The organism is Candidatus Hydrogenedentota bacterium (assembly GCA_016791475.1).
Lineage (GTDB): Bacteria > Hydrogenedentota > Hydrogenedentia > Hydrogenedentales > JAEUWI01 > JAEUWI01.
The window spans coordinates 1-20,366 of record JAEUWI010000073.1; the positions used below are offsets into that span (position 1 = coordinate 1).

14 protein-coding genes are annotated in these 20,366 nt (G+C 60.2%); 4 read left to right on the plus strand and 10 right to left on the minus strand.

What is annotated here, in order from left to right; genetic code table 11:
• Positions 1-222: 222 nt before the first annotated feature.
• The 4 genes from JNK74_25370 to creB form a co-directional block, all read right to left on the minus strand.
• Positions 223-1,455: an inner membrane CreD family protein gene (locus JNK74_25370; protein MBL7649521.1), complete on the minus strand. Its 1,233-nt coding sequence runs from the start codon at positions 1,453-1,455 to the stop codon at positions 223-225.
• Between the two features lie 14 nt (positions 1,456-1,469).
• Positions 1,470-3,092 carry a hypothetical protein gene (locus JNK74_25375; protein MBL7649522.1) on the minus strand — a complete coding sequence of 541 codons (1,623 nt, stop codon included), beginning with the start codon at positions 3,090-3,092 and terminating at the stop codon, positions 1,470-1,472.
• Between the two features lie 603 nt (positions 3,093-3,695).
• Positions 3,696-5,105 (minus strand): two-component system sensor histidine kinase CreC, encoded by a 1,410-nt coding sequence (gene creC / locus JNK74_25380; GenBank protein ID MBL7649523.1) that lies wholly within the window; start codon positions 5,103-5,105, stop codon positions 3,696-3,698.
• Positions 5,102-5,791: a two-component system response regulator CreB gene (gene creB, locus JNK74_25385; protein ID MBL7649524.1), complete on the minus strand. Its 690-nt coding sequence runs from the start codon at positions 5,789-5,791 to the stop codon at positions 5,102-5,104. Before creB ends, creC begins: the two co-directional genes overlap by 4 nt.
• Before the next feature lie 201 nt (positions 5,792-5,992).
• Between creB and JNK74_25390 the strand changes: the two genes are divergently transcribed.
• A complete protein-coding gene (locus tag JNK74_25390; protein ID MBL7649525.1) occupies positions 5,993-6,745 on the plus strand; it encodes an rRNA pseudouridine synthase in 753 nt (250 codons plus the stop codon).
• A gap of 1,143 nt (positions 6,746-7,888) precedes the next feature.
• Here JNK74_25390 and JNK74_25395 read toward each other — a convergent pair.
• Complete coding sequence (locus JNK74_25395) at positions 7,889-9,829, minus strand: hypothetical protein (GenBank protein ID MBL7649526.1); 1,941 nt, start codon at positions 9,827-9,829, stop codon at positions 7,889-7,891.
• Between the two features lie 554 nt (positions 9,830-10,383).
• Between JNK74_25395 and JNK74_25400 the strand changes: the two genes are divergently transcribed.
• Positions 10,384-13,350, plus strand: a complete 2,967-nt coding sequence (locus JNK74_25400) for a glycosyl hydrolase (protein MBL7649527.1) — start codon at positions 10,384-10,386, stop codon at positions 13,348-13,350.
• Positions 13,347-14,756 carry a hypothetical protein gene (locus tag JNK74_25405; GenBank protein MBL7649528.1) on the plus strand — a complete coding sequence of 470 codons (1,410 nt, stop codon included), beginning with the start codon at positions 13,347-13,349 and terminating at the stop codon, positions 14,754-14,756. Before JNK74_25400 ends, JNK74_25405 begins: the two co-directional genes overlap by 4 nt.
• 35 nt (positions 14,757-14,791) lie before the next feature.
• Here the strand turns inward: JNK74_25405 and JNK74_25410 are convergent, their stop codons facing one another.
• The 5 genes from JNK74_25410 to JNK74_25430 all read right to left on the minus strand — a co-directional run bounded on the left by JNK74_25410 (position 14,792) and on the right by JNK74_25430 (position 18,546).
• Complete coding sequence (locus JNK74_25410) at positions 14,792-15,586, minus strand: TVP38/TMEM64 family protein (GenBank protein ID MBL7649529.1); 795 nt, start codon at positions 15,584-15,586, stop codon at positions 14,792-14,794.
• 182 nt (positions 15,587-15,768) lie between these two features.
• Positions 15,769-16,440 (minus strand): O-methyltransferase, encoded by a 672-nt coding sequence (locus JNK74_25415; GenBank protein MBL7649530.1) that lies wholly within the window; start codon positions 16,438-16,440, stop codon positions 15,769-15,771.
• Positions 16,441-16,544: 104 nt separating this feature from the next.
• Positions 16,545-16,955, minus strand: a complete 411-nt coding sequence (locus JNK74_25420) for a type II toxin-antitoxin system VapC family toxin (GenBank protein ID MBL7649531.1) — start codon at positions 16,953-16,955, stop codon at positions 16,545-16,547.
• Entirely contained in the window at positions 16,952-17,155 is a 204-nt protein-coding gene (locus JNK74_25425; protein ID MBL7649532.1) for a hypothetical protein, read from the minus strand. Before JNK74_25425 ends, JNK74_25420 begins: the two co-directional genes overlap by 4 nt.
• A gap of 83 nt (positions 17,156-17,238) precedes the next feature.
• Positions 17,239-18,546 (minus strand): iron-containing alcohol dehydrogenase, encoded by a 1,308-nt coding sequence (locus JNK74_25430; protein ID MBL7649533.1) that lies wholly within the window; start codon positions 18,544-18,546, stop codon positions 17,239-17,241.
• 137 nt (positions 18,547-18,683) lie between these two features.
• Between JNK74_25430 and JNK74_25435 the strand changes: the two genes are divergently transcribed.
• Positions 18,684-20,363 carry a hypothetical protein gene (locus tag JNK74_25435; GenBank protein ID MBL7649534.1) on the plus strand — a complete coding sequence of 560 codons (1,680 nt, stop codon included), beginning with the start codon at positions 18,684-18,686 and terminating at the stop codon, positions 20,361-20,363.
• Positions 20,364-20,366: the final 3 nt, after the last annotated feature.

Here is a 20,366-nt window from a genome sequence, read left to right on the forward strand (position 1 = left end):
TGTTCTTGGTTAGCTACCCAAGATTGGAACGAATGCGTGGTCGCATTTTCAATTTACAGAACATATGCTACGTCATCTGGAATTTTGCGGAAGGGCAGACAGCAGCCGCCATCTTAATTCACTGCGATAATTAGAGCACCTTTCTTTCGTAAAAACTACTTCACAGTACCACGCCCGCGAAGCAAGTTTGCGCTTCGCGGGCCTTCTGTATTCCTTCGGTCGCTACAATACGGGCACGTCCGCCGATGGCAGCCTTGGCGGGGTTGCGGTTTCTTTCTTCGCCCCTTTGAAGACATCGTTCCAGTCCAGGTGTGCCGTGACTTTCATGAGCATCGCCAGGGTTACCACGGACCCGATGGCAATCGTCAGGCCGGTCATTCCCTGCAGGAAGAAGCTGTAGGAAAAGAGCACAAGGTAGAAAAGTTGGCCCGCGATGGCCACTTTGCGGGGGAATGCGCCGCGCAGGGCTGCCGTGAGGTAGCTTGTGACCAGCGCTACGGCAATTACTGCGGCGAGCAGAAATGCAAGGTGAACATTGATCACATCCACCAGATAGGCGAAGAGCAGGTGGAAGGAGAAAAAGCCCGCCGCCACGAACAAATAGTGCATGGGGTGGATCTCGACTTTGTACAGAATGTTGATCGTGGCCACCAGCACGAAGAAGAACAACAGGCAGACGGGCGCGAAAAAGGTGATCCTTGCCGTCAGCGGGCCGGGGTTCAGTTTCGCGGGCACGAGCACGCCGATGTTCTGCTGGGTGATCAGATCTTCGGCCTGCCACGAAAGGCTCAGTCCCCCGCCGCTTGCGGGAACTTTGGCCATGGGGGACAAACTGCCGTCGGCGAAGTCCACGTTTTTGAAGTCGGTTTCCAGGTTCAGATCAAAGTTGCGCACGCGCCCCGCATGCTGATCGGTCACGTATTGCCAACTGTCCAGGCCGCGCGTCTTGTAGGCCACGCGAAACTCGGCCGTCTTCCCCGGTTCCAGCGCGATCAGTTCACTGATGCCCTCCCGCGTGTTCACGTCCTGCGTCAGTTTAACGCCGTCGATGGACGCCACAAAGGCGTCGTAGGTGCCGCCTTCGGCGGGAAAGTCAAAGTGGACTTTTACCTTCTGGACGACCGCGTCGTCGTTGACGATCGTATAGATACCATCGAAGTCCGCCACGTAGGTGGAGTACCAGATCAACCCTTTCTGGCGGTGATCCGCGTCGATGCGCACGGTGATGTTGTTGGCCGTCGGCATCAGCCAGCGCACAGTCTCGGTTCCCGGCACTTCAACGGAGAAGGTGGGCGCCTGCTGCACCAGGGGAAGCCCCCAGAGGGCCTCCACCTGCTCGCCAAGGTATTCCGACGAACGCAGGGTGCGCCCGTCGGTGGCGGTACCGAGTACGCCCCAGCCCGCCGTGGCGATGATGAAGATTAGGGTGATTGCCGCGATTCGTTTCGTGTTCATGTTGCTCTCCCTGGTTATTTCGTGTTGTTGACCGGTTCTTTATAGGAAACGGCAATGGCCATGCCCTCGCCCTTGTAGAAGGGCTGGGAGAATACGTAAGGTGTGTCCGCGAGCCCCTCGGGCCGCCCGCCGTCCGACGCTACGCTGGTATTCACTGGTCCGTCGACCGACTGGAGTTCGACCCGCTCGGGAAGTTCAACGCCGACATAAAGCATCTTTGCGCCAAAACCAGTGCGCGGGACGTCCACCTGGAGGGTGCCGTGGATTCCGACGGGCTCACCCTCGCGCAGAAAGGCCAGCTCGACGATGGAAGCCTGACCCGCTTCGAGCGGGACCACCCAGGCGCCGTTGTTATCGGTATAAACCTGCTTGGACGCGCCATTCACCGTCAGCGACCAGATCTCGCTACCGGCAACGGGATCGAGGACCAGCCGCGGCCCGATCTCCGGTGGCACTTCGAGGCGCAGGGTGGAAAGGCTGCGCCCGGTTTCGTCGAAGCTCACGTGCAGAACCTGGGACTCCAGCACGGTGTCGATGACCTCCTCGGCGCGGAAGCGCGTCACCGTAAGCGTAAGGGGTTGCGCCGCAGGCAACTGCATGAAGTGGGCGAAACCTGTGGCGGGAAAACCTTCACCCAGGCGGGCGGAGGGAATATTGGCCACAAGGTTCTCGCCCTGTGCCGCCACCTGAGCATCGTCCGGTTCCACCACCACAAAGCGCCCCTCACGACCGACATTCCCCTCGATGGCGGGAAGCGCGAAACTCAGGGCCGCCTCATCATCCGGGAGCGTCAGGGCACATTCCACAACGAAGGGCTGGCGCGAATCGACGGTACCCGACAGGGCATAGGCGCCCGATTCGCGCGGGACAATCTCCGAGGTCTTGAGCGATGTGCTGACAAGCTGCGCGCCCTCGGGCAAGCGCAGCAGGGCGCCGTCGGGCAGGCCGCGCACGGGCAGGCCGTGGGTCTCCAGGACCACGCGCCGCTGACTGACCACCACACGTGTGAACAGGTCGACTTCAGGGGCCTGCGATTCCACCTCGGTCGCAGCGGTTGCATAGCGCACCTGCATCACTTCACCCGTGGCCAGATAATATTCGCCCTCCGGCCCCGCAATTCCCGGAGCCTCCAACAGCCGCAGCCCTTCGTCCAATTGCAGCCTCACGGGATTGCGCAAGGCGCGCGGGACCGCCAGAGTAAGCGTGCGCCCCCCACGCTCCTCCGCCGATTGCACCAGAAAAGTCGCGGACACGTGAAACGAGGCCGCGCCGGCCTCCGGCAACAATTGAATTCCCCCCGATTCACCCGCCGGAATCAGACTCGCCCCGGTCACTTCCCCGCCTTCCCGCAGGACCAGCTCCGGCCCGAAGAGGGGCACTGGAGCCGACTTCCCGGAAACGAGTCTCCCGGAAAGGTCCAGTTCCCCCTCGACGCGCTCAGCGCCGAGACGAAGCCCGTAGCGCGCCTCATCGATGACCACCACGGGCGCAGACTCGGCGGTTACTTCAGCGGCGCGCAGTTCCTGGGTGATCTGCGCACGATACAGCGTCTTCAATTCTTCCCAGGGAAAGTCGCCTTCCCCCCCATAGGCGCAGAGCGCCCCGGCGCACACAAGCATGCAGGTAATACTTCGCATTGCAGTTCCTCCGGGCGAGCCACACGCACCATTGCGGTGCTCGCGTCTGAGAAAATGCTATATGCGCCCCATGAAACCCCGGTGTGGTGGAAGGGAAATCTCTGTGAAATCCATGTGAAATGGGACCACTGGCTGTTCGCTACATCTGGCGGCGTCAATCCAGTTCTGGCCGCAGACAAGAATTCGGACCACGGAGCCCCGGAGGCGCGGAGAAGAAAGGGAGACTAAGAGGTTCATCTGGTTTGAGAGTACTTCTCGGCCCATTCGGGAGAATTACGGAGCCTGTTGATCGAAACCCAATAGAACTGAACCGCAAATTTACGCAAATTCTCGCAAATTTTATGAGAAGGCTTTTGAACCGCGAATGAACGCGAATGGACGCGAATAGCAGTTTGTTCTCGATGCGTGCGGGGCCTTGACTATAGAGATTTGAACATTTATTTTCCGTGAAGTTCCGTGCCTTTCCGTGGTCAATGCTTATTAGCCACAAGATAGCGACGGATCGCATTACGTAGATATTCCCATTCCATCCGGAATCGATTTCCACTTCGTGCGCTTCGTGCCTTCGTGGTGAATCCCGCTTCCGTCACGGCCAGTGCCTGCCTACAAGCTCGTCGAGATCCACATGCGCGCCAGTACGCCATCGTCCTGATTTCGCAGCGAAACGTCCCCCCCGTGAAGTTGGGCCACCCTGCGCACAAAAGGCAGCCCCAGCCCCGTGCTCTTCTTCCCCGAGTCGGGGCGTGGCAGCGAATAGAAGCGTTCGAAGATCCGCTCCAGCGCATACTCGGGAATCGCCGGACCGGTATTATGGACTTCGACCACCGCGTGTGTGCCGTCGCGCAGCAGGGACACACGGATCGGACCGTCGCCACCGGAAAACTCGCGCGCATTTTGCAATAGATTGGCTATCGCCTGTTCCAGCAGGAATCGCTCGCATCGAAGGCTGAAGGTGCCCAGTCCCTGCAGGTCCAGACGCGGGTCGCTGGCCGCGACTTCCCCAATGAGCTCGGCAAGGTCGCAAAGCTCCAGGTCCCGCAGTTCCTGGCGATTCTCCAGCGCCGCCAGGTGGAGCATTCGGTCGATCAGAACTTGCAGACGTGCCGACTCCGAGCGCAGGTTCCCGAGAAAGCGCTTGCGCTCCGCGGGGGGCATATCCTCTTCCAGCAGCTCCACCGCGCCCCGTATGGCGGAGACGGGGCTCTTGAGCTGATGGGTCAAGGTCTGGACGTAGTCCTCAACGTACTGCTTGCCCTCCAGAGCCGCGCGCATTTCTTCAAAGGTGCTGCCCAGCCGGCCGATTTCATCATTGCCCAGGGGCGGCCGCGGCGCGGGTTTACCGTCGCGAACCGCTTCGGCGTAGCGCGTGAGCCGTTCAATGGGCCACGAAACCCAACGAGAGACGGCGATGCCCAGGAGCAGCACGGCCGCCGCGACCGAAAGTCCGGCAATGATGATGTCGTGCCGGGCGGTCTCCAGAAAGGTGCTCACGCTTGCCGCAGGCTTGCCGACCGAAAGAACCCCCGCAATCTCGCCCTGAAACTTCAGCGGTGCCGCGACATAGAGGACGGCGCTCTGGGGAACGTCCGGAATCAGGTGGGTGGCGCGAGCGCCGTAGTCCCCCTTCAGGGTCCGCGCGACGTCAATCCACCGGGCGTAGTTCATTCCTTCGTCGCGACCATCGACGGAGTCGTAGAGCACGATGCCCTTGTTGTCGGTGATGTAGACCCGTACATTCACCCGGGTCTTTGTATACTCGTAGATGGTGGCGTTCAGCGACTTCCGATTGGCCTCTTTCAACACCTCCCGGAGCGCATCGCTGGGCACCTCGCCCGTGGCGGTCATCTGGCTTTCAACGACCGTCGCCAGGATCGTCGCCGTATCCACCATGGCCTCTTCCATCGCCGCGAGATAGCGGGACCGCAGGTCTTCCACCACCCAGCTCACCAGCCAGTAGATGCTCGCACCGCCGAGGAGCAGAAAGGCCAGGGAGAGTCGGGTCCGGATCTTCACGTCAGTTCCTTCAGCGAATACCCCACGCCGCGGTGGGTCTGAATCGGATCCAGATCGGGTCGCACTTTCTTCAACCGCGCGCGCAGGGTCTTGATGTGGGTATCCACAGTGCGGGCCATGGCGGCGTCCGGCGCTTCCCAGGCCATGTCCATCAGTTGGTCCCGCGAATAGACCCAGCCTGGATGTTGCAGCAATATGAGCAGCAGCTTGTACTCGTTTCGTGGAAGCTCCAGGGCTTCACCGAAATAGCTGATGGTGCGGCGCTGCTGATCGACTACCCAGGGGGACGCGCCCCGGTCCTCAGGCTCAACCGGGCCGGAAGCGCCCGTTCGCCGCAGAATCGCGCGCACCCGCGCCGTCAATTCCCGGGGACTGAAGGGTTTCGCCATATAATCGTCGCCGCCGATTTCCAGCCCCACAATGCGATCCACCTCCCCCGAGCGCGCGGTCAGGAATATGATCGGGAGCTGCGAGACCTTGCGCACTTCGCGGCAGATATCGAAACCGCTCACGTCGGGCAGGCCCACATCCAGCACCATGAGGTCAAAGGAACGCCCACGAATCGCCTCCAACGCTTCGCCCCCCGTCGAGTGCCACGTGACCGCATAGCCCTCGGTCTTGAGGGCATAGACGATCGTGTCGGCGATCGCGGGTTCATCTTCAACAACGAGTATGGCTCCGGACATGATTCGCGCTTCACGGGTTGGCAACCTGGACATCTGAAACGCAATCTACCGGATAGTGCGGTGATGTCGCAAATAGCAGACCAGCGGAGAGCACATGTCCCACGTCTCTGTGCGCCAGCAATTACCCCAACTTACCTTGCGCGTAAGGGCCCGAGCAGGTAAAATACCCCCTGTCCAACCACACCTTGATAGGCCCTCCCATTGCCCTCTGAACTCCCCGAAAACGAACCACTCCGCATCAGCAAGCTCCTCGCATCGCGCGGCATTTGCTCCCGCCGCGAGGCGGACGATTTTATCGCCCGTGGTCTGGTCCTTATCGACGGTGAACGTGTCGCCCAGTTGGGTGAAAAGGTCCTGCCAACGCAGAAGCTTACCCTGGACCCGCGCGCCCAGGGCGAACTCGGCGATCAGATCACGATTCTCCTCCACAAGCCGCTCGGCTATGTCTCCGGCCAGGCGGAGGACGGTTACAGCAATGCCGCGTCGCTCATCGCGCCCACCTCGCGCCACAAAGACGACCGAAGCGGCATCGTCTACCTGCCCAAACATCGCCAGAACCTCGCGCCGGCAGGGCGGCTCGACATCGACTCCACGGGACTACTCGTCCTCACGCAGGATGGCACCATCGCCCGAACCATCATCGGAAGCGAGAGTTCCGTGGACAAAGAGTACCTCGTGCGCGTTTCCGGCGAAGTAACGCCCCAGGCCCTTGCCCTCCTATGCCACGGCCTCGAACTCGACGGCCGCCAGCTCCGCCCCGCCCAGGTCACCCGCACCAAAGGCGGGCAACTCCGCTTCATTCTCCGCGAAGGCCGCAAGCGCCAGATCCGGCGCATGTGCGAGTTGGTCGGGCTGAAAGTGGAGGCCCTCCAGCGCATCCGCATCGGCAAGGTCCACCTCGCCGATCTACCCTACGGCAAATGGCGCTACCTGGGGCCGGGCGAGCGATTCTGACGGCCGATGCCAGCGCAAATCATCGTCACCAGCAAACAATTTTGGGGACAGGTTAGCCGTGTGAACTCGTTGCGTTTTTGCGGCTAGGCGCTGATTCTGCAAGGCAATCGTGTAAGGCCTGGAGCGCGGGCGAGCCGGACGTATGGATTCCTCACGTTGCGTCGGGCAGTCTGCACGGGGTTTTCCCTCCCTGAAATGAGTCCGGTTATGGAGAGGGTTGATGGCCCTCCCCTACAGATCAGGATCGCACGTTGCAGTGCTGGGCGAGGAAGGGGTTGGTGGGTATGGGGTTAGGGCGATTTGAAGAGTAGCGCCATATCAGACTTTTTATAGGTGGCTGTCCCTATTTCCCCGCATCTTTGGTGGGGTCGTAGCGACGGGCCGTCTGCATGGGGTTTTCCCTCCCTGAGAATGAGTCCGGTTTTGGGGAGGGTTTGATGAGCCTCCCCTATAGATTAGGACCGGACGTTGCGGTGCTGAATGGGGAAGGGGTTGGCGGGCATGGGGTTAGGGCGATTTGAAGGGTGGCCATAAATCAGACTTTTTATAGGCGCCCTATTTTTCAAAATTACAATAAGAAATTGAGATTGAAGATAAATTTGTACACCGAATCAAGTGCTCTAGCATTCAACATCATACTAACGACACACAATATCAATACACCATACCCCACGCTGGCGCGGATAATCAGCGAAATAAGCGAATCAAATCCGTCGGTCTTCGATTGAAAACGAGCGGCCGTTGCAGCAACTAGAAAAAGGAAGACATACTCGAAAGTTAACTTCACGAAGTACACGATGGCAACTTCTCGATTTAACCACAGAGCACCCTCTTGTGCAGGTGTCATTGAGTGTAGAAACGCAGAATAGGTCACGCAGCTTAAGAAACTCAGCAAGACTCCAATAAAAACCGGCTCGCTCCCCAAAAACACCAAGGCAAGGGATAGGAAAAACAACAAAACGTAACTATCCTGAACTACGAGACTCATACTTATTGATGTTAGTAGACCCATTACAGAAATGCCTGTGCGAAAGAACGACTTACAACGAACCTTGTCCCTGCACAATACTTTGCCCTGCTTCCACATTGTGGCATTCCCAGTGTTTTCCGTTTGTCAAGAATTTGAAATCAGTATGGATTGTTTTACTTTCCACAACAATCCGAATCTGGCGGAAACGCGTGGCGACCGCCAGAAGACATACACAATGCGTAACGCGCATCCGCTTTTGCATGGCACTCGTCTTCCGCTCTACTACCTTCCTTCTTTGTCGTACAGGTATAGGCCCATTTGTGATCCGCAAGACAACATGCTTGATAATACCATGTTTTTTTGCATCTCTTGTCAATAAACTCCTCGCACCTCTCCTTCTCGGCGGCGGGAAGAGTATGGCAGCCGCCATATCGTCCAGCCGAAGAACAATCACCTTCAGCGGCACTATCTGGTGCTTTCGGTTTATATGATTTAGTTCCGAGTGGATCCATGTGCCCGATCGGATCATTCGAAACATATGCATATATATTTGGTCCTTCTGCCATGCCAATCGGATCTCGAGTAATCCATCGCGAGGTCAAGGCGGAATAATTACGCCTTGCGGAGAAATACAAATTGATATCGTTGTCCCATTTGAGTGAAGAGAATCTTCGTGTAATCTGTGCAACATTCCCGACCTCGCTAAACTGTTGCCCGAAAGGCGTGTACTCGAGTTTCGCGTAGGGGGCTTTATCATCACTCCAAACGGCGCTCACGGATCGTATTCTGTCGTTTGTATAGTATACATATACCGATGCTGCGGGATTGTCGCCGTCAGAGTGAGCGAAATCACCTTCTATGTATGTTCTCGACAAGTTCCCTTCGCCGCCACTATCATTCTCCTCGCTAACGAGCGTCAATCCATCGTCCCAGTTGAACCATGCCTCACTCGTGCCAGCTATTCTGGATCTAAGTCCACCATCACCCCCGCTTTCATAGACCACACCACCCTCCCCAGGAAAGTCGCTGGTCAGGCTGTAGAGTTTGCTCCCATAGCGATAGACATAGGTCGCGTCATGCGTGCCGTCGTCCCGAGCTGCCAGGCGACCCCAGTCGTCGTAGGTCATCGTCGTGGTCACACCATTCTTCGCGTGGGTGATCTGCTCATTGGCGTTGTTATAGGTGAAGGTTTCCATAGTGTTTCGGGCACCCGCGATGAGCCGGACATCGTCCCAGCCGTGTTCGCTGTTGGGCGAGCCCCGAAACCATGCCGCGCGGGTTGTGGTGAGTTCCGTGGTGGTGGCGGAAAAGATCTCGTTGAATGAGGCACCCTCGGCACCCCAGTAGACCTTCACGGAGGAACCATCAAGTATCGTCCGCACGTTGTACCAGGTGTCCTCGGCCACCGTCGTGGTAAAGGTGCCGAGGGTGGTCAGGGTCCCGCCATCCACCTGGCGCAGGTGAATCTTATCGGGGTTGAACTCCAGGTAGAGGCGGTTGTTCCCGTCCGTATAGCGCAGGTGTTGCGCCGCCACGCCGGTGGTGGTGTAGCGGATGTACTTGTAGCTCACATCGTGATCGGCGTCCGTCTCGGTCTGGTAGAGATCCTTCCAGAGCGATGCGTGGGGGGTGTTTTTCAACACGCCACCGGAGACGGAATAGTCGCCCGTATTGCCCGACCAGCCCGTGTGATTGCCATCCTCAAAGTCGTCGTACCACGGCACGGTCTTGGTCAACATGTTGTCGCCGTCGTCGTAGGTGTATTCGTAAGTCGCCAGAATCGTGGGCGAGGCATGATTGCCTCGGATGGCCTCGATCAGGCGCTCGCGCCCATCATAGTCGTAGGTCCAGTAGGACCCATCCTCGTGATCGATGCGGGTGATGTTCCCCCCTTCGTCGAAGGTATAGTCGAAGCCCTGCTTCACCGTCGCCCCGTCCTTGTGATGGATGGAATCCTGACGGCCGCTGGTGTCGTAGGTGTACTCCGTGTGCATGCCGTTCGGGATATCCACCCTCGTCAGGCGATTGCCCGTATCATAGGTGTAGTCCCACACCTTGCTTCCCGGCGCGGAGAGTGTCGCCGACTGACCGATGTCGTTGTAGGTGTAAGACATGGAACTTAATGAGCCCGAAAGTGCTTCTAGGTACTGCCGCGACATATGCCGCTAAATCCGAACTTACACCTGTCGAGGGGAAATGTCAAGTAATTCATTTCGCACAAGAGTATTAGTGCGCGTGTAATTTGCTCAATCCTCGTATAGCAGGAATCAGGCATTGGAAATCGCCTGAGGACGTCCCCATTGGATACACGAAGGCCTCCGTTATCTCCCCCGCTTCTTTCTGGGCACTAGGCGCCACCGCAGTGAGACACGTCGAGCGCACACGGGTGGCACCCGCCGTGCCACAGGTGGCCACTGCGACCGTGGATTGCGCTAATGTACTGGATTTGATAGCGGTGCGTGCGCCAGATTGTGCTCGCGAGCCTCTCCTCGGCTTCATAGCGAATATCGTTCTCCGCTTGCTATACTGCCTCCGTGCTTCGATCATTGGTGCCATACGCCGCAACGGCCTGATGGCGATCAAGCGCCCCTTCCCATTCCGGGGAACGGCTCCAGCCGCGTAACGAGAAGGGCGATGACGAAGCCGTACCGTTATGGAGGATTACCCCATGGCAACGCGCCTCGCATCCGCCGCGTTTATTGTCGCCAGCGTGCTCCTTTCCGTCGCCGCAACCGGCGACGACCTGCGAGAGGGTTTTGCTTCTCCACCCGATTCCGCACGACCCTGGGTCTACTGGTTTTTCATGGACGGCAATCTCAGTCGCGAGGGCATCACCGCCGACCTCGAAGCCATGGCCGAGGCGGGCATTGGTGGACTCATCCTGATGGAGGTGGATGTAGGCATCCCCCGTGGCCCGGTTGAGTTCATGAGTGATGAATGGCGCGCGCTGTTCAAACACGCCGTGGAGGAGGCCGAGCGTCTGGGGCTTGAGATCACGCTGAACGCCGGGCCCGGCTGGACCGGCAGTGGCGGGCCCTGGGTCAAGGCGGAGCAGTCCATGCAGCACCTGGTGGCCAGCAGTGTGGAGGTGACGGGGCCCGCCAGTTTCGACGGTGTGCTGCCGATCCCGGAAGCGCGCAAACCCTATTTTGGCGAGTCTGGATTGCCCGAATGGCTCCTGGATGCGCGCCGGGATTTCTATGCCGATGAGGCAGTGCTCGCGGTGCCGCGTCGTGCGGCCGGGGCGACTGAAGGCCTGGACGAGAAGGCCCTCTTTGTGCGGGAACCTTATACTTCCAAGCCCGGCATCGCACCGTTCATTCCCGCGCCTTCTTCACACCCCGAGATTCCGGCGAACACCATCCCAGCCGGGGAGGTGATCGACCTGACCGGACAGCTCCAGCCCGATGGACGCATCGCGTGGACGGTGCCGCCGGGAGAGTGGACCATTCTGCGCTTCGGTCGGCGTAATACCGGCGCCAACACGCGCCCGGCACCCCTGCCCGGTCTTGGGCTTGAAAGTGACAAGTTCGACCCCGCCGCGCTGGATGCCCACTTCGAGGCCTTTGTGGGCCGATTGCTCGAAGCGGTAGGCCCCAGGCCCAGCGACCGCAAGACGGGCTGGACCATGCTCCACATCGACAGTTGGGAAATGGGCTCGCAGAACTGGACCGCGAAGTTCGCCGAGCAATTTGAGCTACGGCGCGGTTATTCATCGCGTCCCTGGCTGCCGGTCATGACCGGACGCATCGTGGGCAGCGCCGAGCAGTCCGAGCGCTTCCTGTGGGATCTTCGCCAGACCGCCCAGGAGCTGGTGCTCGAATACCACGCGGGGCACCTGAAGGAACTCGGGCGGCAGCACGGCTTCGGCCTCTCCATCGAGCCCTACGACATGAACCCGACGGCCGACATGTCCCTGGGCGGCGTGGCCGATGTGCCCATGTGCGAGTTCTGGTCGCGGGGGCATGGCTTCGATTCCAATTTCACGTGCTACGAGTCGACCTCCATCGCCCACACCCTGGGTCGACCCATTGTGGCGGCGGAAGCCTTCACGGCGGCGGACAGCGAGGCCTGGCAACTCTACCCGGCCCTCATGAAGAATCAGGGAGACTGGGCTCTGGCCACCGGTATCAACCGCATCGTATTCCATCGCTTCGCCCACCAGCCCTGGCTCGATCGCCAGCCGGGCATGACCATGGGACCCTATGGCGTTCACTGGGATCGCACCCAGACCTGGTGGCCCATGGTATCCGCCTATCACCAGTACCTGGCGCGTTGTCAGTACCTGCTGCGCCAGGGGGCTACGGTCGCCGATATTTGCTACCTCGTGCCGGAGGGTGCGCCCCACGTCTTTCGTCCGCCGCCCTCCGCATTGGCTGGCGAATTTGGCGACCGGCGCGGCTACAACTTCGACGGCTGCGCCCCGGAAACGCTGCTTAAGGCCAACGTTGAAGACGGCAAGGTCGTCTTCCCCGGCGGCGCGTCCTATCGCCTGCTGGTAATGCCCGCCTTTGACACCATGACCCCGGCGCTGTTGCGCAAGATCGAAGGGCTCCTGACGGCTGGCGCCACGGTCATCGGGACGCCACCCCTGAAGTCCCCCAGCCTGTCGGGCTATCCCGCGTGCGATCAGGAGGTCCTGTCCATCGCCACGAAGCTGTGGGGCGGCCTGGAGGCCCCGGCAGCGGTAACCGAGCGCAACGCAGGCAAGGGCCGCCTCGTCTGGGGCGGCGAACTCGCCGTCGATAAACCGGGCGAAGCCTACCCCTATGACAGCGCCCAGCCCCATTGGAAGGTGTACCCCGACTATGAGCCCACCGCAGCCGTGCTGCAAAGCATGGGCGTGCCCGAGGACTTCGCCAGCGACGGCCCCATCCGCTACACCCATCGCCGGACGGAAGACCGAGACCTGTATTTCATCGCCAATCAGTCTGGCGAGCGGGTAGACACGGACTGCACCTTCCGCGTGGCGGGGCGCGCCGCAGAACTCTGGGATCCGGTCACGGGAACGATGCACCCGCTCAACACGGCGGAGAATAGCGATGGCCTGACATCAATCTCCATGCGTTTCGAGGCCCATCAGAGCTTCTTCATTGTCTTCAGCACTTCGACGCTATCGAAAGACTTGCCGAAGGTGAACTTCTCCCCACTGCGCAGCATGGCGACCTTTGAAGGCCCCTGGGAAGTCACCTTCGATGAGAAGCGCGGCGGTCCCGGTGCCGTGGTTCTCGATACACTCGTCGACTGGACGCAACACCCGGATGAACGCGTACGCCACTACTCGGGCATCGCGACCTATCGGAAGACCTTCGATTGCCCGACAGCCACCGGGCAAGTGCTGCTTGATATCGGTGAAGTGCCCGGCTTCGCACGCGTCCGCATGAACGGCCAGGACCTCGGTGTGCTGTGGTGCGCACCGTGGCGCGTGGACATCACGGCGGCGGTAAAGCCCACCGCCAACCAACTGGAAATCGACGTGGCCAATCGCTGGCCCAACCGCCTCATCGGCGACAGCGCCCTGCCGGAAGACCAGCGAATCGCCTGGACCACCTGGAGCCCCTACAAGCCCGATTCCCCCCTGCTGCCCTCCGGCCTGCTGGGTCCCGTACAACTTATGACGAGTGAGAACAAGTGACAAGCCTGAAGAACTACCAGCTCCTATGCACCGCGCTATTGCGCTCATTTTCCGTTGCCTATCTTGCCGCCGTGATCGCCGTTCTCGCGATATCCGGCCGGAGCACAACGGCCGAGACCTTCGCCGCCGATCGGCCACCCGCCTTTGTACCCCTTGGCGCCTATCTGAGCTGGGAGCGCACGGATGCCTGCGCGAAGGCCAACGGGATCGACCGCTGGGCGGATGTCGCGCGACGCCTCGATGCGCTTCGGAAGAATCACGTGAACCTCCTCTGGGTCACCAACATGGACGAGGTCGATCTGCCCCGCCTAATCGCCGAATGCGAAAAGCGCGATATGCGCCTCCTTTCCTCCATGGGCGCGGTGGAGGCCAAGTTGGACTGGCGCTGGGCCGACGACGGCACGTACTACAACAGGCTGTTGCCCCAATTGGTGGCCACCGCCGGTGGTTCCAGCACCCTCATCGGCTGGGTTCTCAGTGACGAGCCTCTGGCCGAGCACCTGCCCCGCGTCGAAACGCTGCGGAAGAAATTCCGCGAACTCGATCCCGACCGCTTTACTACCGCCGTCACCATGTGGCCCCAGACGCCCCTGGTCCCCGCCGAAACGAAGCTTCCCATCGTCGTCATGGATTTGTATCCCTTCTTCGGACCCAACGACCCCAACGGCCCTCACACCGACGCAGCGAGCAAGGGCTTCTTCCGCAACAACATGACTGCCATGATGAAGGCCATCGGCGACGGCCCCGCAAGCGCGTGGGTCATGGGGATGTGCTTCAGTGACATCTGGGGACCGCGCGAATACAATGCCGAAGGCCACCTCATCGGCCTGCCGGGCTCTTACCTGCACTGGCGCTGCCCCACCCCGGCCGAAATGCGCTGGCAGGTCTGGGAGAGCTTTCGCGGGGGAGCCAAAGGCTTCGTCTGCTATACCGTGGCGCCGGAAGCGCCCGACCCCGCCACATCAACGCTCCCCCCGGCCGACGTCGCCTGGAAAGAAGTCCTCGCTACCGAGCCCACCGATCTCGGCCCCAACGCGCTGACGAATCCCGACGGCAGCTCCACGCCCCAGCTCGAAGAACTCGGCCGGGTCTACGCCCAGCTTGCGCCGCATGCCGACCTGCTCCTTCGACTGAAGCGGACCGACATTGAGGCAATGAGTCTGGAAGGTCCGGGGGCAATACAGGGCTTCGTGGACCCAGATACCGGCGCGCGCTACGCCATCATAGTTAATGATGACCTCCACGAACGACAGGCGTTGAGGGTAGCAGTGCCCAATGCCACGGAGAAAATTGAAGACTTGCTGGAACACAATGTCCTGCCGCTGACGGAAAGAACACTGAATGAATCCCGAAAGGGAACCTTGGTGCTGCACGCAGGCAGCGGAACGCTGCTTGGAATCCGCTGAGGGGCCCGCTCAATCACTGGAGATGGCGCCCCGAGTCAGCCTTCCGACAACAGTGCCCGCTTGGGGCAGTCTGCTACCGCTTCGGACTCCGCGATGGCCTCCACCAGGGCTTTTCGCGCCATGCGGGACACGATCACCAGCACCGCAATACAGGCGGCCAGGCCACCGAAGAGCAGTGCATACTCGAGAAGCGCATGACTTAAACCGCCATCGGCGCTCTTCACCATGTTCGTGCTCGCGTGGCCGAAATAGACTTCCACCATGACGGCCGGCATGTGCGCGAGGCAGGCGAATAGGAATCCGGACACCGAGACATGCGTTGCGCCGAGGAGGTAGTTCAAAATTGCCGGGTTTACAGGGGTCAGCCGGACGAGAACCTGAAGCCGGAACTCGTCTTGAATAACGGCGCGCTGAATTGCGGCGAGGGCGGGCCGCTGTGAGATTTCTCTTTGAATTCCCGTTTGAAAAAGTCTACGGGCCAGCAGAAACTGAAGCATGGCGGCAATCAGAATGCCGAATAGTATGGCAACAATCCCCCAAACGGGCCCGAAAAGGACTCCGGAGGCAATGCAGAGAATCGAGTCCGGCATCAAAAAGGACGTGGTAACGACAAACATCGCGACAAACGCAACGATACCCCAGGTTCCCAGCCCCATGATCCAGGTTTCAATCGCCTTGATGTTCTGCACGACCTCGTGGCCCATGAAAATCACCGAGATGAGGAAAATGCTGCCGATCAGCAGGTAGGGAATCGCGGCGCGCGAGGTTGCCCGCGCAACAAGCCTGCGCACCCGGTCGGAGGTTTGTGTTGTGGAGGAATCGTCCAGCACTACATCGTCTTTCTGTAAGATTCTTTTACACCCCGGAGAAGCTCAAACTGCCCAAAGGGATTGGCGCACCTGCGAATCGCGACTTCGTGATACGCGTATAGTATAACCTTGCCCAAGGCGAAATCTGTACAAAATAGCGCAATCGACCCGAGAGCCCCCTTTTTGACTGCCCCCGCCGGATATCACTCGCCCGTAACCAGCACCATGGCAAAGCCGTCGTAGCCCTTGCTGCCCACCGTCTGTACCGTGCTCGTGGTCACCCGCGAATCGGTCGCGACCAAGTCGTTGAAACGCCGCACGCCCTGAATACTCACGTCCTCGCTGCCCGCCTCCAGCACGGCGCCATTGCGAATCACGTTGTCCACGATCATCAGCGTGCCCTTTCGGGAGAGCTTCATGGCCCCTTCGTAGTAGCCGGGGATGTTCTCCTTATCCGCATCGATGAAGATCAGATCAAAGGGCGCGCCGCCCTCGGCCTCCAGCGCCTTCAACGAGTCCAGCGCCGCGCCGACGCGAATTTCCACCTTGTCGGACAGGCCGGCACGGGCCACATTCTTCCCCGCAACTTCCGCATGCTTCTCCTGAAGCTCCAGGGTAATCAGCTTCCCGCCCTCCGGCAAGGCCCGGGCCATCCAGATTGTGCTGTAGCCGCCAAGTGTGCCGATTTCCAGGATACGCCGCGCGCCGTTGAGCTGGACGAGGAGATTCAGAAGCTTTCCCTGCATCGGCGACACCGAGATCGGGTCCAGGCCCGCCGCTTCGCTTTCGGCAAGCGCTGCGGTGAGCGCCGGATCGTCGGGGATGAACAGGTCAGCGAGGTAGTCGTCGACCGCTTTCCATGGTTCTTGTGACATTTTGTCTTCCTTATTGATATCACGGCAGCTACCGTCGTCGTCGAGGATGCACTGCTCGATGGCGGATTTCTCCGTGTCTGGCATGTCATTCGCCCCCGTTGCGCTCAGCTTTCCAGTTCGTCTGGATGAAGCGACCGCACGTGCTCATAGGCCAGAATTTTTTTGTCCGCAGTCACCAGCGTACAAGCGAGTTCGATTGCCGCGGCAATAAGCATTCGATCCGCCGGATCGCGATGTATTTCTCCGGGCAAGCGGCAGGCATTCACTGCCACCGTCCGGCTCAGGGGCATCAATTGCACGCCGGGGTAACGCAAGGCCTGGTCGAGCCATTCGTCCAAGTGGCAAGGCAAAGACAATCTATTGCCAGCGTGGAGCATGGCGACCTCCCAGCAAGAGATCACATGAACCCCTATCCCACTCTCAACTGCACCATCCAAAAACTCAATCGCTTTGGGTGAGAGTTCGCCGCCTCCTTGAACCCACCAGACCCACACATGGGTATCAAGCAGTATCACCGGGTCGCTTCCCAGGCATCGACCGTCTCGGCGGGTTCAAATGGATCTTCATAGCGAAATGCCGTCCCTCGTAAAGGACGCAGCGATAGTCCTTCCTCCGCCACGGGAAGCAACTCTATCTTCACCCTCATCCCGTTCTCGAGTTTTGCGGGCACATCCAGCACAATGACTCCGTTCTCTACGTGTCCGTCATACTGCATGATTCACCTCCAAGTTCGTACAGAAAGTTTAGCACATGCGGGACTTTCTCGGTACCTTCTTCGATCGGGAAGTCTCAGAACTTCTACCAATATCGTCCCGCCCCTCGATACAGCACCGCCAAGTCCTCCATCCCGACGGCCACCGGCGAGTTCGACAGCAGCCGCTGCTGTGCGAAGGCGCCCTCGGCAAGTCCTGCTATTTCGCCTTCGCCGTAGCCCAGTTCTCCGATACCATTCGGCATCGCGGTGTCGCGCATCATTTGGATGATGTGCTCGGCCAGCACCTCGCCCGCGTCGTCTTCGGCCGCGCCGCACAGGTCGGCCCCGAGCAGGGCGGCTATTTCAAGATGTCGCGCGGGTAGGACCGGGGCGGTGAAGCGCACCACCGAGGGGACGTCCACAATGACCGAGATGCCGTGGGGACAGATGGGCTCTTCGGTCGGGTAGCCGTCGGGCCGGTAGTCGCGGATCATCCCGGCCACGGAGTAGGCCATGCCGTGGGGCAGGTGGACGCCGGAGTTCCCGAAGGCGATGCCCGCGAGGGTGGCGGCGAACATCATGCCGTGGCGCGCCTCAGTGTCGCTGGCATCTTGCACGGCGCGCACGAGAAAGTCCCCGCAGAGGCGCAGGGCCTCGCGACACCCCAAGTCGCTCCAGGGGTTCGCGCCCTGGCTCATGGGCCGGAGATCGGGCCGCTCCGGCTTCATCCGCTGGGTGAAGGGCTTCGCGGTGTAGGACTCCAGCGCGTGGCTGAGCACGTCAAAGCCGCTGGCCGCGACGACATTGGCGGGAAGGGTGCTGGTTACGTCGGGATCGATAAGGGCCAGCGTCGGGCGTAAACTCCGCGATGCGATGCCGGTTTTCACGTGGCGCTCTACGAAATCGAAAATGGCCATTCCGGTGCATTCGCTGCCGGTGCCCGCCGTGGTGGGGCACGCGATGTGGGGCTTCAGGGGACCAGGCACGGGCTGACCATCGCCGATGGGCGCGTTTACATAGGTCAGGAACTCGGCGGGGTAGGTGGCATAGAGATTCGCCGCCTTGCACGTGTCGATGACCGAACCGCCGCCCACGGATACATAGCCGTCGAAATTTCCATCACTCGCGAAGCGCGCGGCGTCCTTGAAAGAAGCGTCCGTGGGCTCCACCCGCACTTCGTCATAGACCACCACATCCACCCCGGTCGCCTGAAGCGACGTGCGCACGATGGACACACATTCCAGCTCGGCCACCCGACGATCAGTAAAGAGGGCGACGCGCTTCAGATCCAGCGCGGCGGCCTCGTGCCCGGCCTCCCCCAGCGCCCCCTGGCCATAGCGAATGGCGCTCGGGTTCACGGCAAATACATGCTCGTGACCGTCCATGAACTCGTAGTGATGGCAACAGGACACTTTCGCTCTCTCCCGCGTTTGGATAGTTGTCTATCACGAACCAAAAATCGACTTCGCCGTAGACGCGGGCTTAGTATGTAAGTCCTCAGGGTTAAATTCAATCGCAACCGAACTTGATTTTCCATCGGAGAGACGCCATGTCGCCCTTTGCACGAAAACTAAGTCGTCGCCACTTTCTTGGCGCATCGGCTGCCGCCTTCGCGGCGAGTGGCCTGTCTGCACACGCCGATAACGCCAACGCGAGTGGCCCACTGGATATCGGAAGCGAACCCCAGTATTTCTTCGACGACTGGATCGTGGAAGAGTCCCATGGCTTCAAACGAACAATGCACCGGCCCGTTAAAAAAGGACTCATCAAAGAAGCCGATGGCCGCGACTGGGAGCGCGGCGGAGTCTATCACGGCAACGCGGTGTGCCGCGATGCGTCCGGACGCTTCCATATGAGCTACCTCTATCTCTGGTGGGATCCTTCGGTGAAAACCCTTCACCCCTACATTGGCGAGGACAAGGCCCACTGGTTCCGCAATGCCATCGCCTATGCCACGAGCGACGATGGCATCCACTGGACCAAACCGGTCCTGAATGAAATCGGCGGCCCGACGGGCTTCCGCAAGATCCCGGAGTTTCCCTTCGAGGAACCGACCGTCATCTCCATAGCCAATAACCTCGGCTGCCCTTTTGACTTCATCTACGACCTCCACGCCCGCGGCAACATCAGCGATCCCGATCGCCACTTTATCGTGCGCGCCACGAGGAAGGACGACACCCATCCCTTCGCCAACACCGTGGAATCAAAGCTCTATTTTGCGAGAGACTTTCCGGACTTCATTAACGATCCCGATTGGCGCGACAAGCTGCTGCCCTTCGCCGAAGGGAGCCTTTCCCCCCGGGGCTTCAGCGGCATCGCTGGCTACGACACCGAAGCGGCCACGTGGTTCGCCGTGAGCCAGGATGAACTCGGCAACTGGCGCAAGCGCGGCGGTCGAGATATCGCGCGCTATACCTCCCAGGACTTGCTGACCTGGGAAGGTCCCGAGCTGGTTCTCCCTATCGCGGAAGATGAGTCCCGCGATCCGAAGGCCTTTGTGGAGTACATGGACCTCTCCGCGTCACGCATGGGCGGGCCGAAGACCGGGCTCTGGCTGGGCCAGCTTGTTATTTTTCACGGGGACCGCACGGACCCGCAGTTTATGATGCCCGATCCCGGCGGCTCGACCGAGCCAACCAACATCTGGCGCAAGGGCACCACGGAGGTACGCCTGGTGACCAGCCGCGATGCCGGGAAGACGTGGCAGCGCGTGGGTAATCGCGAAGCGTGGTTGCCCTGCAGCGAGGAGGATAACGGTTATGACCGCCTGGCCTTCGCCACAAGCAGCGTCACCGTCGGCGAGGAGGAGTGGCACTACTATTCCGCATGGGATGGCGACCATTTGACGTTTTTTGCAGACGGACGGCCCTTCTACCGCGACCGCATGCGCATGAACCGCACGGCGCTGGCAACGATACGCAAAGGCGGCTATGTGAGCCTGGATGCCGCGGGCGAGGCGAACTTAGTCACAAAAGCGTTCGTCTTCGCGGGTAACCAACTGCGCGTCAATGCCACGCCGGGTTTGGACTTTCGGGTGGAGTTGCAGACGGAAGGCGGAGAGCCCCTGCCGGGCTATGCGATGGCGGATTGCAGTCCGCTGACGGATGACGGCACAGATCAGCTCATTCGCTGGGGCGATAAAGACCGGCTCGCCGAATTTACCGACCGGCGGGTGCGCCTCTGCTTTGCCATGACGGGCGGATCGCTTTACAGCTTTCGATTCGGCTGACCC

Excerpts from the sequence above, each read along its gene's own strand:
- JNK74_25370 (MBL7649521.1), bottom strand. The coding sequence starts at position 1,455 with ATGAACACGAAACGAATCGCGGCAATCACCCTAATCTTCATCATCGCC.
- JNK74_25375 (MBL7649522.1), bottom strand. The coding sequence starts at position 3,092 with ATGCGAAGTATTACCTGCATGCTTGTGTGCGCCGGGGCGCTCTGCGCC.
- creB (MBL7649524.1), bottom strand. The coding sequence starts at position 5,791 with ATGTCCGGAGCCATACTCGTTGTTGAAGATGAACCCGCGATCGCCGAC.
- JNK74_25395 (MBL7649526.1), bottom strand. The coding sequence starts at position 9,829 with ATGTCTTACACCTACAACGACATCGGTCAGTCGGCGACACTCTCCGCG.
- JNK74_25400 (MBL7649527.1), top strand. The coding sequence starts at position 10,384 with ATGGCAACGCGCCTCGCATCCGCCGCGTTTATTGTCGCCAGCGTGCTC.
- JNK74_25415 (MBL7649530.1), bottom strand. The coding sequence starts at position 16,440 with ATGTCACAAGAACCATGGAAAGCGGTCGACGACTACCTCGCTGACCTG.
- JNK74_25425 (MBL7649532.1), bottom strand. The coding sequence starts at position 17,155 with ATGCAGTATGACGGACACGTAGAGAACGGAGTCATTGTGCTGGATGTG.
- JNK74_25435 (MBL7649534.1), top strand. The coding sequence starts at position 18,684 with ATGTCGCCCTTTGCACGAAAACTAAGTCGTCGCCACTTTCTTGGCGCA.